General features: G+C 71.0%; 14 protein-coding genes and 1 tRNA gene. 6 read left to right on the top strand and 9 right to left on the bottom strand.

Annotation, left to right across the window (positions count from 1 at the left end; translation table 11 throughout):
• Positions 1–5: 5 nt before the first annotated feature.
• On the bottom strand, positions 6–2981 hold the full coding sequence (locus VFC33_00275; protein ID HZR11659.1) for a class I tRNA ligase family protein: 2976 nt from the start codon (positions 2979–2981) through the stop codon (positions 6–8).
• 137 nt (positions 2982–3118) lie between these two features.
• Between VFC33_00275 and VFC33_00270 the strand changes: the two genes are divergently transcribed.
• Positions 3119–3191, top strand: a tRNA-Ala gene (locus VFC33_00270).
• Between the two features lie 462 nt (positions 3192–3653).
• Positions 3654–4100 (top strand): LAGLIDADG family homing endonuclease, encoded by a 447-nt coding sequence (locus VFC33_00265; protein HZR11658.1) that lies wholly within the window; start codon positions 3654–3656, stop codon positions 4098–4100.
• 13 nt (positions 4101–4113) lie between these two features.
• On the opposite strand, the gene VFC33_00260 is transcribed toward VFC33_00265, so the two are convergent.
• The gene (locus VFC33_00260; GenBank protein HZR11657.1) at positions 4114–4518 is read right to left on the bottom strand and encodes a hypothetical protein; all 405 of its coding nucleotides are present in this window, start codon (positions 4516–4518) and stop codon (positions 4114–4116) included.
• A 78-nt stretch (positions 4519–4596) separates the two neighbouring features.
• Here VFC33_00260 and hisH point away from each other — a divergent pair, with 78 nt between their 5' ends.
• Both hisH and VFC33_00250 read left to right on the top strand, forming a co-directional pair.
• On the top strand, positions 4597–5211 hold the full coding sequence (gene hisH / locus VFC33_00255; protein HZR11656.1) for an imidazole glycerol phosphate synthase subunit HisH: 615 nt from the start codon (positions 4597–4599) through the stop codon (positions 5209–5211).
• Positions 5205–6005: a HisA/HisF-related TIM barrel protein gene (locus VFC33_00250; protein HZR11655.1), complete on the top strand. Its 801-nt coding sequence runs from the start codon at positions 5205–5207 to the stop codon at positions 6003–6005. The genes hisH and VFC33_00250 overlap by 7 nt, the downstream gene beginning before the upstream one ends.
• Before the next feature lie 11 nt (positions 6006–6016).
• Here the strand turns inward: VFC33_00250 and rsfS are convergent, their stop codons facing one another.
• The 3 genes from rsfS to nadD form a co-directional block, all read right to left on the bottom strand.
• Positions 6017–6382, bottom strand: coding sequence for a ribosome silencing factor (gene rsfS, locus VFC33_00245; protein HZR11654.1), 366 nt, complete (start codon positions 6380–6382; stop codon positions 6017–6019).
• A 76-nt stretch (positions 6383–6458) separates the two neighbouring features.
• The gene (locus VFC33_00240) at positions 6459–7694 is read right to left on the bottom strand and encodes an LCP family protein (protein HZR11653.1); all 1236 of its coding nucleotides are present in this window, start codon (positions 7692–7694) and stop codon (positions 6459–6461) included.
• The gene (nadD, locus tag VFC33_00235) at positions 7675–8283 is read right to left on the bottom strand and encodes a nicotinate-nucleotide adenylyltransferase (protein ID HZR11652.1); all 609 of its coding nucleotides are present in this window, start codon (positions 8281–8283) and stop codon (positions 7675–7677) included. The genes VFC33_00240 and nadD overlap by 20 nt, the downstream gene beginning before the upstream one ends.
• An 83-nt stretch (positions 8284–8366) precedes the next feature.
• On the opposite strand from nadD, the gene VFC33_00230 reads away from it, so the two are divergent.
• Positions 8367–9023, top strand: a complete 657-nt coding sequence (locus VFC33_00230) for a hypothetical protein (protein HZR11651.1) — start codon at positions 8367–8369, stop codon at positions 9021–9023.
• 72 nt (positions 9024–9095) lie between these two features.
• Positions 9096–9479 carry a ChaB family protein gene (locus tag VFC33_00225; protein HZR11650.1) on the top strand — a complete coding sequence of 128 codons (384 nt, stop codon included), beginning with the start codon at positions 9096–9098 and terminating at the stop codon, positions 9477–9479.
• 69 nt (positions 9480–9548) lie between these two features.
• Here VFC33_00225 and VFC33_00220 read toward each other — a convergent pair whose 3' ends face one another.
• The 4 genes from VFC33_00220 to proB all read right to left on the bottom strand — a co-directional run bounded on the left by VFC33_00220 (position 9549) and on the right by proB (position 14572).
• Complete coding sequence (locus VFC33_00220; GenBank protein ID HZR11649.1) at positions 9549–11042, bottom strand: VWA domain-containing protein; 1494 nt, start codon at positions 11040–11042, stop codon at positions 9549–9551.
• 8 nt (positions 11043–11050) lie between these two features.
• Positions 11051–11968 (bottom strand): MoxR family ATPase, encoded by a 918-nt coding sequence (locus tag VFC33_00215; protein ID HZR11648.1) that lies wholly within the window; start codon positions 11966–11968, stop codon positions 11051–11053.
• The gene (locus VFC33_00210; GenBank protein HZR11647.1) at positions 11965–13212 is read right to left on the bottom strand and encodes a glutamate-5-semialdehyde dehydrogenase; all 1248 of its coding nucleotides are present in this window, start codon (positions 13210–13212) and stop codon (positions 11965–11967) included. The genes VFC33_00215 and VFC33_00210 overlap by 4 nt, the downstream gene beginning before the upstream one ends.
• A 271-nt stretch (positions 13213–13483) precedes the next feature.
• A complete protein-coding gene (gene proB / locus VFC33_00205; protein HZR11646.1) occupies positions 13484–14572 on the bottom strand; it encodes a glutamate 5-kinase in 1089 nt (362 codons plus the stop codon).
• Positions 14573–14679: the final 107 nt, after the last annotated feature.

Here is a 14679-nt window from a genome sequence, read left to right as displayed (position 1 = left end):
CCGCGCTACCCGACGACGACGTTGACGAGCCGTCCCGGCACGACGATCACCTTGCGGACGTTCCTCCCCGCGAGGAGCTCCCCCACGTGCGCGTCGTCGAGCGCCGCGGCCTTCGTCGTCGCCTCGTCGGCATCCGGCGCGACGAGGACGCGCGCGCGGACCTTGCCGTTGACCTGTACGGGGATCTCGACCTGCTCGACGACGAGCAGCGAGGGGTCGGGCTCGGGGAACCGCTCGTACGCGAGGGACTCGGTGTGGCCCATGCGCTCCCACAGCTCCTCCGCGACGTGCGGCGCGAGGGGCGCGACCATGAGCACCAACGCGTGTGCGACCTCTGCCGGGACGGCGGCTTGCTCGCCGTATACCCGCCAGACGTGGTTGTTGAGCTCGAACAACCGCGCGATCGCAGTGTTGAACGACAGGGTCGACATGTCGTCGCGCACGGCGGCGATCGTGCGGTGCAGGAGTCGACGCGTCTCGTCGTCGGCGGTGTCGGCAGTCACGCGCGTCGCCTCGGTCGACTCGTCGATCAGGTTCCGCCACAGCTTCTGGAGGAAGCGGTGCACGCCGACGATGTCGTTCGTGTTCCACGGGCGGCTCTGGTCGAGCGGTCCCATGAACATCTCGTAGAGGCGCAACGTGTCCGCGCCGTAGTCGCGGTACATGTCGTCGGGCGTGACGACGTTCTTGAGGCTCTTGCCCATCTTCCCGTACTGGCGCTCGACGGGCGCGTCACCGAGGAAGTACGCGCCGTCGCGCTCCACGACATCCGACGCCTCGACGTACACGCCGCGCTCGTCGACGTACGCGTACGCCTGGATGTAGCCCTGGTTGAAGAGGCGCTGGAAGGGCTCGGGCGTCGTCACGTGACCGAGGTCGTACAGCACCTTGTGCCAGAACCGCGCGTAGAGCAGGTGCAGCACGGCGTGCTCGACGCCGCCGACATAGAGATCGACGCCGCCGATCGCGGCGGTACCGTCCGCGCGCACACCGTGCATCCAGTACTGCTCGACCTCGGGATCGACGAGCGCGACGTCGTTCGTCGGATCGAGGTAGCGCAGGTAGTACCAGCACGAACCGGCCCACTGCGGCATGGTGTTCAGCTCACGCGTGTAGCGGCGAGGGCCGTCGCCGAGATCGAGCTCGACGGTCTTCCAGTCCTCGGCGCGCGAGAGGGGCGGCTCGGGAAGGGTGTCGTCGTCGCCCACGATCCGGGGCTCGAAATCGGAGATCTCCGGGAGCTCGACGGGCAGCGCGTCGTCGGGCAGCGCGACGGGCAGGCCGTCCTCGTCGTAGACGATCGGGAACGGCTCACCCCAGTAGCGCTGGCGCGAGAAGAGCCAGTCGCGCAGCTTGTAGTTGACCGTCGGCTCGCCGAAGCCGCTCGCGAGGAGCCAGTCGCCGATCACGCGCTTCGCCTCGGGCGTCGGCAGCCCGTCGAGCGACACCTCGTTGTTCGTCGACGCCATGCCGACGCCGTCACCGCTGTACGCCTCGGGCCACCCCTCGGCCGGCGTGTCCGGACCCACGTTGCGTTGGTCGAGCCACGCGTCGGGAGGACGGACGACGCCGACGATCGGGAGCTCGAACTCCTTCGCGAACTCGAAGTCGCGCTCGTCGTGCGCGGGCACGGCCATGATCGCCCCCGTGCCGTAGCCCATCAGCACGTAGTCGGCGATGAAGATCGGGATCGGCTGGTCGTTCGTCGGGTTGAACGCGAACGCGCCGGTGAACACGCCCGTCTTCTCGCGCGTCTCGGCCTGGCGCTCGACGTCACTCTTGGACGCGGCGAACCGCCGGTAGCGCGCCACGGCGTCGGCCGGCGACTCGTCGGCGCCGAACACCCCGCGCCACGCGTTCGGCGTGACCTGCCAGGCGTCGAGCTGCACACCACCGGGCCAGTCGACGGGGACGATCTCGTCGACGAGGGGGTGCTCCGGCGCGAGCACTATGTACGTCGCGCCGAACAGCGTGTCGGGACGGGTCGTGAACACCTCGATGTCCAGGTCGTCGTGGTTCACGACCGGGAACGCGACGCGCGCGCCGACGCTCCGACCGATCCAGTTGCGCTGCATCTGCTTGATCGAGTCGGTCCAGTCGAGCGCGTCGAGATCGGCGAGCAGGCGCTCCGCGTACGCGGTGATGCGCAGCATCCACTGCTTCATCGGCCGCCGGTAGACGGGGTGGTTGCCGCGCTCGCTGCGGCCCTCCGCGGTCACCTCCTCGTTGGCCAGGACGGTCCCGAGCGCGGGGCACCAGTTCACGGGCGCCTCCGCGAGGTACGCGAGCCGGTAGGAGTCGACCAGCGCGCGCCGTTCACGCGCGTCGAGGTCCTTCCACGCACGGCCGTCCGCGGTGTCGCGGGACGCGTCACGCGCGCCGGACTCGAACTCCGCGACCAGCTCGTCGATCGGGCGCGCGCGGTTCTGCTCGGTGTCGTACCAGGAGCCGTAGATGCGCAGGAAGATCCACTGGGTCCACCGGTAGTACTCCGGGTCCGTGGTCGCGATCGACCGGCGCGGGTCGTGGCCGAGCCCGAGCGCGCGCAGCTGCCGGCGCATGTTGGCGACGTTCGCGGCGGTGGTGACGCGGGGATGCTGGCCCGTCTGCACGGCGTACTGCTCGGCCGGGAGGCCGAACGCGTCGTAGCCCATGGCGTGGAGCACGTTGCGGCCGTTCATGCGCTCGAAGCGCGCGAACACGTCGGTCGCGATGTAGCCGAGCGGGTGGCCCACGTGAAGGCCCGACCCGCTCGGGTAGGGGAACATGTCGAGGACGTAGAGCTTCGAGCGATCCGCCATGCGCTCGAAGCCCTCGCTGAGCGCGCCGGTCGCGCTCGGCGGGTTCGGCGTCCAGAACGTGTGGTCGGCGTCCCAGCGGTCGTGCCACTTCGCCTCGATCGCGTTCGCGAGCGCGGCGTCGTAGCGGAAGCGAGGGGCGTCGGCGCCGGCCGGCGAGGCGGAACGGCGGGTGGCGGTCACGTTCCGGAGGCTATCGGCCGGGTCCGCGCAGGCCGGTCCACGTTTTCGCTGTCAGACCCCCGTCGTATGCTCCGAACATGTGTTCGACGTGCGAGGCATTCGAGGCGCGGTTGATGGCTGGTACCGTTGCGCCCTCCGGGGCTGTAGCTCAGTTGGTAGAGCGCATCCATGGCATGGATGAGGTCACGGGTCCGATTCCCGTCAGCTCCACCTCTTTCGGACATACCGGGCGGTCGCTCGGGTTCCTGCTCGGCGGGTTCGTCGCCGGGGAAGGCTCCTTCTTCACGTCTCGCCTCCCGCCCCGCCGGGACGGCCGCACGCGGACGCGGTTCGTGTTCCAGGTTGCGGTCGCGACGCGAGATCGCCCCGTCCTCGAGGCGCTCCGCGAGTTCCTCGGCTTCGGGAGCGTGACCGACCACCGACCTGCCCGCGCGCACTGGCAGCCGATGAGCTCGTTCACGATCGCGTCGTTTCGCGGCCACTACGCCGCGACCATTCCGTTTGCGGAGCGGTACTTGCTCCCGTCCGCCAAGCGGGCGCAGTACGAGCGGTGGCGCGATGCGTTCCTCGCGTACGACGAGACGCGAGCGCGTCGCACGCGGTCCGTGTGCTCGGAACCTGGATGCGAGGGGTGCGTGCGCGGCCGCGGACTGTGCCGGTCTCACTACTATCGTGCGACCGGTTACTGACGCGATCGCGGCGTTCGCCGCCGCGTTCGTACTCGCCGAAGGATGCTTCACCGGCACCAACGACGGGCGGCGATACTCGTTCAGTGTCGGACTTGGTGCGGCAGATGCCGGGATGTGCGGTCTGCTCTCCGCGTTCTTCGCGGTCGGATCCATCACGCGCTCGCCGCGACGAAAGTCCCACTACGACGACGAGGTCGCGTTCGTCGTCGGATCGGCGCGCGAGCTCGTCGAGGTGATCGTGCCGTTCATGGACGAGCACCTGCCTCCGTCGCACAAGCGCGTCCAGTACCTCGCGTGGCGTGAGCGCCTGCTCGACCACTGGGAGCGCCGCGCGAAGCGGGTTCGACCGTGCACCGTCGACGGGTGCGACGCCCCGCGGCGCGCGTACGGGCTCTGCCGGCGCCACCTCTACGAGGCGCGCGGCATCTGAGAACGGCCGACCGTCAGTCGCCGAGCGCGTCGATGAGCAGCGACAGCCCGATGCCGAGCATCCACGTGTCCTTCGCCAGCGGGGTCCCGTCCTGCGTCGGGCGGAGGCTGCCCTCGCGCCGCATCCCGGGCGTGCGGAGGTACAGGCCCACGAGCCCGGCCGAGAACGCCGTCAGCGCGAGCCCGGCGAGCTTCGACGAGACGAACGGCGTCAGCAGCGCGGCACCGAGTGCCATCTCCGAGACGGACAGTCCCCTCGTGAACTGCTCCGGTCGCACCTGCTTCACCTGCGGGTACGCACCGGACGCGAACCCGTGGAGCCCCGCCGCCTGCTCGTCGTCCGCGTTCCACTTCGACACACCGGAGTTGAGGATGTACGCGCCGGTGGCGAGGCGCAGGGGTGCGCGGCGGAGCTTCATCGTTGCCCTCCTTGCTCGACGGCCACGCGCGAATACCCACGCGGCCTGTCGGCGACCCCTTCGCTACCCTCACCAGCGATGATCGACGTCATCGACTACCGGGCGGGCAACGCGCCGAGCGTCCTGTATGCGCTGATGCATCTCGGCCTCGACGCGAGGCTCGTGTCGGCACCGGCGGACGTCGCCCGCGCCGAGCGGCTCGTCCTCCCGGGTGTCGGCTCCGCCGGTGCGACGATGGCGTCGCTGCGCGACCTCGAGCTGCTGGACGCCCTGACCGCCCGGGTCGTCGACGACGGCGCACCGTTCCTCGGGATCTGCATCGGCCTCCAGGTGCTCTTCGAGCGGAGCGAGGAGGGGGACACGAAGACGCTCGGGTGGCTGCCCGGCGAGGTGCGCCGGTTCCCCGACACGCTGCGCGTCCCGCAGATCGGCTGGAACGGCGTCACGCCCCGTCGCCCCCATCCGCTGTGGGCCGGGCTGCCGCCCGTCGCGCACTGCTACTTCGTGAACTCGTACCACGCGATCCCCGCCGATCCCGCCGACGTGCTCGCCACGACCGACTACGGCGGCGAGTTCTGCTCCGTCGTCGCGCACGACAACGTTGCCGCGACCCAGTTCCACGCGGAGAAGAGCGGGCACCTCGGCCTCACGCTCCTCGCGAACTTCGCGCGCTGGGACGGATCGCCGTGCTGACGAAGCGCGTCGTCGCGTGCTTCGACGTCATCCAGGGACGCGTCACGAAGGCCCAGCAGTTCCAGGACAACATCGACGTCGCGCCCGCCGCCGACCTCGCCCGTCGCCTGTACGCCGACCAGATCGACGAGATCATCTTCTACGACATCACCGCGAGCGCCGAGAAGCGCCGCATCGACGTCGACACGGTGCGCGACGTCGCGCAGCACGTCTTCGTGCCGTTCACGGTCGGCGGAGGGATTCGTTCGCTCGCCGACATGTACGAGGTGCTCAAGGCCGGTGCCGAGAAGATCAGCATCGACTCGATGGCGGTCCGCGACCCCGACATCATCGGCAAGGGCGCCGACGCGTTCGGTCGCCAGTGCATCGTGCTGAGCACGCAGGTGAAGCACGTCGGCGTGCGAGACGGCATCCCGAGCGGGTACGAGGTCTTCATCGACGGCGCCCGACTCGCGACCGGACTCGACGCCATCGAGTGGGTGCGGCGCGGTGAGCAACTCGGCGCGGGCGAGATCTGCGTGAACAGCATCGACCGCGACGGCACACACCGCGGCTACGACGTCGCCATCACACGCGCGGTCGCCGACGCGGTCAACGTGCCCGTCATCGCGTCGGGTGGCGCGGGCACCGTCGACCACATCGCGCAAGGGCTGACCCACGGCGGCGCGTCCGCCGCCATCATCAGCTCGATCCTCTACTCCCCGCGGCTCGAGCGGAACCTCGGCGTCCGGGAGATCAAGGACGGGCTCGCGGCACGCGGCGTGCCCGTCCGCCCGTGGCTCGACGTCGCCTGAGCCGCGACCCGCTACGAGACCGCCTCGTCGTCCGCTTCACGCTCCCACTCGACGCGCGGCGCATCCGACCAGAGCCGTTCCAGGTCGTAGTACGTGCGCGTCTCGTCCAGGAAGACGTGCACGACGAGGTCGCCGTAGTCGAGGAGCACCCAGGACGCGTCGTCGAGCCCTTCGACGCTCACCGGCTTCACGCCGGCGCGGTCGGTCAGCTGCTGCTCGACCTCCTCGACGATCGTGCGTACCTGCCTGCGGTTGCCACCACTGGCGATGACGAACGCGTCGGTGATGGCGATGATGTCGCCGACGTCGAGCACCACGATGTCGTCGGCCTTCTTGGAGGCGGCGGCGTTGGCGGCGACGGCGGCCCGCTGCTGGATGTCCGTGGAGGCTCCTCGACCGGTGGACAGGACGCACCCCGTGGGGGTGTCACCAGCCTACGCGCCACCTCCGCGCTCACGTGCCCGGCGGCGCCTTGAAGTCCGACCCGACGATGATCGTGACGTCGAACACCTGGATGTCCTTCTGTTCGCGCGCGAGCTGGCCCGTTCGCAATGCGCGTAGTAGCGCGGTCGCCGCGGCACGTTGCGAGTCGCGGTAGTAGACGACCCGCGTCACCGTCTGCCCGAACCCCGTGTAGTTGCCGGTCTGCACGACGTCCCCGCCCGCGGGCACCACGACGCCTGCGACCTGCTGCACGAGCCCGACGACACCCGTCCCGTTCAGGATCTCGACGCGCGGGCGCTCGCCGCCGATGCCGAGGAGCGCGTCGGGGAACGCGCCTTTCGCGGCCGGGCCGATCGCGTCCTCGCGCACCTGGTACCGCTCACCCGCGCCCGCCGACACGCCGTCGACCGGCAACGTCGCGTAGTCGGTCGAGGCATGGGCTGCCGCGACGAGCGTCGAGAACGCGGGAACGCGCGCAGTCGTCGCGGTCGCGACCGACGGGGTTCGCAGCGCGTGCATCCACCCTTCGAGCACGGCCTGGACGGTCACGAGGTGCTCGAGCTCACCCGCGCTGCCGGGGTTCGTGAGCAGTGCTGCCGCGTCGGCCGGCGCGAAGGACTGCGTGCCCGCCTCGATCGTGCGCGGCTCGGTCCCACCCGCGAGGTTGACGGGATCGCGCAGGTCGACGGTGAGGGACCCGGCGGGCGCGAGCGCGTCGACGAGCTGCGCGTCGTCGAGCACGACGGTCTGGTCGATGCGCACGCCGAGCACGTTCGAGATCGTGGTCTGGAGCAGCGACGGCGGACCGAGGTTCAGCAGGTCGGCGACAAGCTGCAGCTCGAAGGACGGCACCTCGAGCGCCGTCAGCGTGGGGACGAGGAGCACGGATCCGTCGTGCCCGCCGCGCTGCACGCCGACCAACGCGGCGAGGTCGACGCGCCCATCTGCCGCGCGGTGCGCGAGCAGCATCGTCGGCGCGCCGCGCACGGGCGGCACGTTCGTGGCCGCCGGGGCGGCACGCGTCGGGCGACCGGTGGTCCCCGAGCGGAGCTGCGCGCCGATCACGGTCAGCACGATCAGGACGACGAACACCGACGGAACGATGACGACCCAACGCCGGCGCGCGCGCCGCTGCCGACGCCGCTGACGTCGCGAACCTGCGCGTGTCTCGTCGGGCGCGGGATCGTCGAGCGCGCGTCCGCCGGGTGTCACGTCGAGGCGAGGTTCATCCGTCACCGTCGCCATCGGAGGGAGTGTAGAGGTGCCGCGCGCGGATCTCGCGCACCACTGCGGGTGGTACGAGACCGTCGATCGGCCGACCGTTCGCGAGGCGGTCGCGCAGCTCGGTCGACGACACGTCGAGACGCGGGATCGTCACGTGCTCCACCCGCCAGCCTCGACCCGGCGCCTCCGCGCGCTCACCTGCGCGCGTCACCACGACGAGCGTGCACAGGTCGCGCGTCTCGTCGAGCCTTCGCCACGTCGGCATGTTCGCGACCGCGTCCGCGCCGAGAAGGAGGAACAGCTCGCGTCCCGGCGCGGCGAGCGCCTCCAGCGTGTCCGCGGTGACCGACGCACGGCCGTGATCGATCTCGACCGTCGACACCTCGACGCCCTCGAGCCCGTCGACCGCGGCGCGCGCCATGGCGACGCGGTCGCGCGGCGACGCCACGACACGCCCGCGCTTCTGCCACGGGTCGCCGGCGACCACGAGCAGCACGCGGTCGAGACCGAGCGCGCAGCGGCTCTCGACCGCGACGACCACGTGCCCGACGTGGATCGGGTCGAACGTCCCGCCGAGGACCCCGACGCGCTCCTTCGGCGGCTCGGCCACGCACCGCAGTCTACGGACCGGCGACACACGCCCGACGCGAGGCCGAAACGCGCGCGCCATCCCGACGCCGTATCGTCGTCACCGTGACGGCCCCGACCGGCTCGGTGTACGCGGTCGTGCGCGTGTGGCTGCCGGACCGACCCGGCGCCCTCGGCCTGGTCGCGTCGCGCATCGGCGCGATCCGCGGCGACATCGTCGCGGTCGACGTGCTCGAACGCAGCGGCGCGATCGCGGTCGACGAGTTCGCTGTCGAGCTCGCCGACCGGGACCTCCTCCCGCTGCTCGTACGCGAGATCGAGGAGGTCGACGGCGCGTCGGTCGAGCAGGTCGAGCTCGTCGAGCGCTTCCCCGACGCGCGGCTCGACGCGCTGCTGCTCGTCGAGCGACTCGGGGCGGCGACGTCGCCCGCCGACGTCATCGACCTCCTCACGAACGAGTGCCGCGTCGAGCTGATGGCCGAGTGGGCCGCGGTCCTGCGCGACGACGAGGTCCTGGCCGTCCACGGCGACGCTCCGACGCCCGAGAAGCTCGTCGCGCTCGCGACCGGCACGGCGGCGTCACCGCTCGTCGCCTCGGGCGAGACCGGACCGGACGAGCTCGCGATCGCGCCGCTCCCGTGCAACGCCGCGCTCCTCCTCGTCGAGCGGGCACGACCCCGCTTCCGCGGCAGCGAGCGCGCCCAGCTCCTCGCGGTCGCCCGGGTCGCCGATCGCGTGTGGTCGCTCGTCGAGCGCCCCTGACCGCGCCACGGCGCATCGCTGCCGGTCGGAACGGGTATCCCTCCCCCGAACGTCTCGACGAAGGGAGTGACGATGCCCGGTCGGCGCAACCTACCGAGCACGATCAAGCGATCGTCGAAGAAGGCGCAGGACACGTACGCCAAGACCCTCGAGCACGCCGAGGAGGAGTACGGCGACGGCCGCCGCGCGCACCAGACCGCGTACGCCGCGCTGAAGCACTCCTTCGAGAAGAAGGGCGACCGCTGGGTCGAGAAGTCGAAGAGGGGCCCGTCCGACAGCCGCGCGGCGAAGTCGCCGGCTCGTGGCGAGACCGGCGGTCGGACCGCACGCGGCGTCGACGTGCGCGGCAGCACGAAGCAGGACCTGTACGAGCGCGCGAAGAAGCTGAACGTCAAGGGCCGCTCGCACATGACGAAGCAGGAGCTCGCCGAGGCCGTCGGCCGCAAGCAGCGCTGAGCCCAGCGTCCGTGCGTCGCTCATCGTTGCTGTACGACGCTGAGCGACGCATGGACGTTCCTCGGGTGGTCAGCCCTCGACGACCTCGGTGACGAAGCGTTCGAGCTGCCGCAGGTTCCGGCACTCGTAGACGCCGTCGCACAGCGTCCCGTATTCGCCGACGATCGAGTCGCCACTGTCCCAGTAGCTGCGCGGCTCGGGGTTCAGCCAGTACAGGTGACGGGCGCGGTCGCGCAGCTCCTTCAGCACCCACGCCTGCGACGCGTGGTAGTTGTTGCGCGCGTCGCCGAGCAGGATGATCGACGTCTTCGGCGTCACCTCGAGCAGGTGGCGTTTGTGGAAGACCTCGAACGCGTGCCCGTAGTCGGAGTGACCGTCGACCCAGACGACGTCCGCCTCGGTGTTCACACGCTGGATCGCCTCGCCGATGTCGTCCGCCTCGGTGAAGAACCGCGTCACCTCGTCGATGCCGTCGATGAACACCCACGAGCGCACCTTCGAGAACTGACTCGCCATCGCGTACACGAACTGCAGCGTGAAGCGGGCGAAGCTCGCGACGGAACCGGAGATGTCGGCGACCACCATGATCTCGGGCCGTGACGGCCGCGGGTTGCGGAACTTCGGTTCGGCAGGCACGCCGCCGTACGACAGCGAGTGACGCACCGTCGCGCGGAAGTCGAGGTGCCCGCGGTTGCGACGCTTCCGGCGTTGCGCCAGACGGGCCGCGAGCGCCCGCGTCAGCGGGTAGATCGCGCGCTGCAGCGCCTGCATCTCCTCGCGTGACGCGTGCATGAAGTCGACGTCCTCGGGCAGCGGCTTGCGCAACGTGCGGGCCATCGCGTCGACGCCGCGGTCCTCCACGAGCCTGCGGCGAACCTCGGCCTCCACGAGATCACGCAGCTCGCGCAGCCGCGCCTCGAACTCCTCGCGCTGCAGGCGGTCGGCGAGCTCCGGGGCGAGACCCTGCTGGTCGCGGCCGTCGCCCTCCGTCTGGGCCCGCGCGAGCAGCTTCGCGACCAGGTTCTCGAAGTCGAGCCGCCGCAGCGTGCGGTACACGTAGTACGTGCCGCCGACCGGACGGCCCGGCTCCATCCCGGCGTAGCGCGTCACGGCCACCGACGCGAGCCGGCGGAGCTCGTCGCGGTCCATCGACATCAGCGCGGCCATGAGCATCTCGGCGAGCTCCTCGGGCGACACGTCGCCCTGCCCGCCGCCGTCGCCCGCCGCGCGCTGCTGCCAGTCGTCGCCCAGCTCGCCCGCGAGCTCGCTGACGTCCTCACCCGCCGTACCGGGCGCGAACAGCGAGAAGTACACGTCGAAGACGGTCTCGAACGCCTTCCAGTGATGATGGTGCTTCACCAACGTCGCGCCGAGCGCGGCCTTGAACGTCGCACGGTCGCGGAGGTCGAGATGCTCGACCGCGCGCATCGCGTCGAGGTTCTCGGTCATCGACACGGGCAGCCCCGCCGCGCGCAGCTCGTGCACGAACCCCTGCAACACGTCGAGCAGCTGCCCCCCGCCCGCGTTGCTCCGCACGGTCGCCGCTGCGTCGGCGCGGCTCATGGCGTCGGTCAGCTTCGCCCAGTGGATGGCACACGCCCCGGTGCGCCGGCCGTCGCGCCGTCGAGGTCGAGCTCCTTGCGCGCCTTGGCGATGTCGGACTGGTACTTGAGCAGGACCTGCAACGTCTCCGCGATCACCTCGGGCTCGACCGACGCCTTGCCGAGGTAGAGCAGCGTGCGCGCCCAGTCGATCGTCTCGGAGATCGACGGTGCCTTCTTCAGCTCGAGCTGGCGGATCGAGCGCACGACCGCGGCGATCTGACCGGCGAGCTCGTCGTCGATCTCCGGCACGCGGACGCGCACGATGTCCTTCTCGCGCTCGAGGTCGGGGTAGTCGACGTGCAGGTACAGGCAGCGCCGCTTGAGCGCCTCGGAGAGCTCACGTGTGTTGTTCGACGTGAGGATCACGATCGGCCGCTGCCTGCCCTGGATCGTGCCGAGCTCGGGGATCGAGACCTGGAAGTCGGACAGCACCTCGAGCAGCAGGGCCTCGGTCTCGATCTCGACGCGGTCGACCTCGTCGATCAGGAGGACGACGGGCTCCTCCGACCGGATCGCCTCCAGCAACGGACGCGTGAGGAGGAACGGCTCGGAGAAGATGTCGGCCTCGACCTCGGCCCAGCTCGTCTCGTGCTCGCGGTCGGCCTGGATGCGCAGGAGCTGCTTCTTGTAGTTCCACTCGTACAGCGCCTTCGACTCGTCGAGGCCCTCGTAGCACTGCAGGCGGATGAGGCGCGCGTCGGTGACCGCCGCGATCGCCTTGGCGAGCTCGGTCTTGCCCACCCCCGCCGGGCCCTCGACCAGCACCGGCTTCTCGAGACGGTCGGCGAGGTAGACGACGCCGGCGATGTTCGCGTCGGCGAGGTAGTCGACGCCGCGCAGCCGGTCCACGACGTCGTCGACCGACTCGAAACGAGGCTCGCTCACTCGACCACCTGCCCGTCCCCCCAGACCACGTACTTGTACGTCGTGAGCTCGCGCAACCCCATCGGGCCGCGCGCGTGGAGCTTCTGCGTGCTGATGCCGATCTCGGCACCGAACCCGAACCGTTCGCCGTCGGTGAAGCGCGTCGACGCGTTGACCATCACGACTGCGGCGTCGACCTCGTGGGTGAAGCGCTGCGCGGCCTGCAGGTCGCGCGTGACGATCGCCTCCGTGTGCCCGGTGCCGTTGTGGTTGACGTGCGCGATCGCGGCGTCGAGATCGGGCGCGACGGCGACGGTCATCCGGAGGCCGAGAAACTCGCGCGCGAAGTCGGCGTCGGTCGCGACGCCCATCGACGGCCAGCGCGCACGCGCGCCGTCGTCACCCAGGAGCTCGACACCGGCTTCGGTGAGTGCTGCGCACGCACGCGGCAGGAACGAGTCGGCGACGGCGTCGTGCACGACGAGCGACTCGGCTGCGTTGCAGACGCTCGGCCGGTTGCACTTCGCGTTCACGACGATGTCGAGCGCCTCGTCGAGATCTGCGGCCGCGTCGACGTAGACGTGACAGTTCCCGTCGCCGTCGATGACGACGGGAACGGTCGCGTTCCTGCGGATGCTGTCGATCAGCGCCGGACCGCCGCGCGGGATCAGACAGTCGACGTACTCGGTGAGCCGCATGACCTCGGTCGCCGTCTCGTGCGCGACGTCTTCCACGAGGATCACCGCGTCCTCCGGCAGACCGGCCTTCGCGACGGCCTCGCGCAGGATTGTCGCGATCGCGACGTTCGACCGCAGCGCGCTGCCCGAGCCGCGCAACAGGGCCGCGTTGCCCGACTTGAGGCAGATGCCGGCGGCGTCGCTCGTCACGTTCGGGCGGTTCTCGTAGATGATCGCGACGACACCGAGGGGGACCCGAACCTTCTGGATCTCGAGACCGTTCGGCCGCCGCCAGCCGTCGAGGACCTCGCCGACCGGGTCCGCGAGCCCGGCGACGTTGCGCAGGCCGTCGGCCATGCCGCGCACACGGGCCTCGGTGAGGCGGAGGCGATCGAGGGGTCCGGGGTCCATCCCCGCCTCGGACGCGGCGTCGAGATCCGCACGGTTCGCGTCGAGGATCTCGCCGGTGCGGCGTTCGAGGAGATCGGCCGCCGCGAGCAGGGCGTCGTCCTTCGCCGCGGTCGCCGCCGTCGCGAGCGTGCGCGCCGCCGCGGCCGCGCGCCGCCCGAGCTCCGGGACCGGGGTCATGACGGCATGGTACCGGTTGACCGAGCGGTCAAGTCCGGCCGATTCGGCGCGGTGGGAACGGCTGGGGCGGGCCCGAGAGCCCGCCCCAGCACATCCCCTTCGTCTCGCGCCAGCTGCTGGGGCCCGGCGTCGACGGCTGGGCCCTCCCCCCGTGAGCGCCGGCAGCGACACGAACGACGGGGAGCGCAGTGTGGCCGACGGCACGCCCGATCGCAAGAGCTGCGCCAGATTCCTGACCGCTCAACGGTTGCCGGGACGTGAACGGTGCACGTCAGGGCAGGACGACCAGGTCGTCGCGGTGGACGACCTCCGGCGGGGCGCCGTCGGGGAGATCGGCGCTGCGCAGCCCCGCGACGCGCCGCAACGCGGGCGCGTCGTAGCGCACGAGACCCTTCGCGAACGGGCGGCCGTCCGGCCCGGCGATCTCCACCGCGTCCTCCACACTGAACGCGCCGTCGACGCCGCGCACGCCCGCGGCGAGCAGCGATCGGTTCGCGCGCACGAGCGCGTCGCGCGCGCCCGCGTCCACCTCGACCCGACCCGCCGCGGCCCGTGCGAACGCGATCCACAGCTTCCGGCTCGACAAGCGGGTCGCGCGCGGGCGCACGACCGTCCCGACCGGTTGGCCGTCGAGCGCGCGCACGACGACACCCGGCTCGTCTGTCGCGGCGATCACCGCGCGGACACCCGACCACGACGCCATCTTCGCCGCCGCGAGCTTGCTCGCCATGCCGCCGCTCCCCCGCTCGGTGCCCCGTCCGCCCGCGACCGCTTCGAGCGCGTGGTCGACCTCGACGATCTCCTCGATGAGCGACGCGCCTTCGTCGAGGCGCGGGTCGGCCGTGAACAGCCCCGCGGTGTCCGTCAGCAGGAGGAGCACGTCGGCGCGCACGAGGTTCGCGACGAGCGCGGCGATACGGTCGTTGTCGCCGTAGCGGATCTCGTCGTCCGCCACCGTGTCGTTCTCGTTGACGACGGGCAGCACACCGAGGTCGAGCAGTCGTCGAAGCGTCGCGCGTGCGTGCAGGTACTGCGATCGGTGCCCGAAGTCGAACGGTGTGACGAGCACCTGGCCCGCGACGATGCCGTGCGGCACGAGCTCGTCGCGCAGACGCTCCATCAGGCGCGGCTGCCCGACCGCGGCGACGGCCTGCAACGTGCCGATGTCGCGTGGCCGGCGGGACAGACCCAGCTTGAGCAGCCCGACCGCGATCGCCCCCGAGCTGACGAGCACGACGTCGTGACCGGCCGCGCGGGCGTCCGCGAGATCTGCGCAGAGCTTGGCCAGCGCGGCGTCGTCGAGCGCGCCGGACGGCTGCGTGATCGACGACGTCCCGACCTTCACCACAACAAGGCTCACGGGACGATGTCCATTGCTCTGCTCCCGCTTCGCTGCTTCGGCTCGCTGGCGCTCGCCTCATTCGCTCTGCTCGCTCCGCGGTGCTCGCTCGACTTCGCTCGCTCGCA

The sequence above is a fragment of the Acidimicrobiia bacterium genome, from assembly GCA_035651955.1.
Lineage (GTDB): Bacteria > Actinomycetota > Acidimicrobiia > IMCC26256 > JAMXLJ01 > JAMXLJ01.
This window is presented reverse-complemented; position numbering and strand designations above follow the sequence as displayed.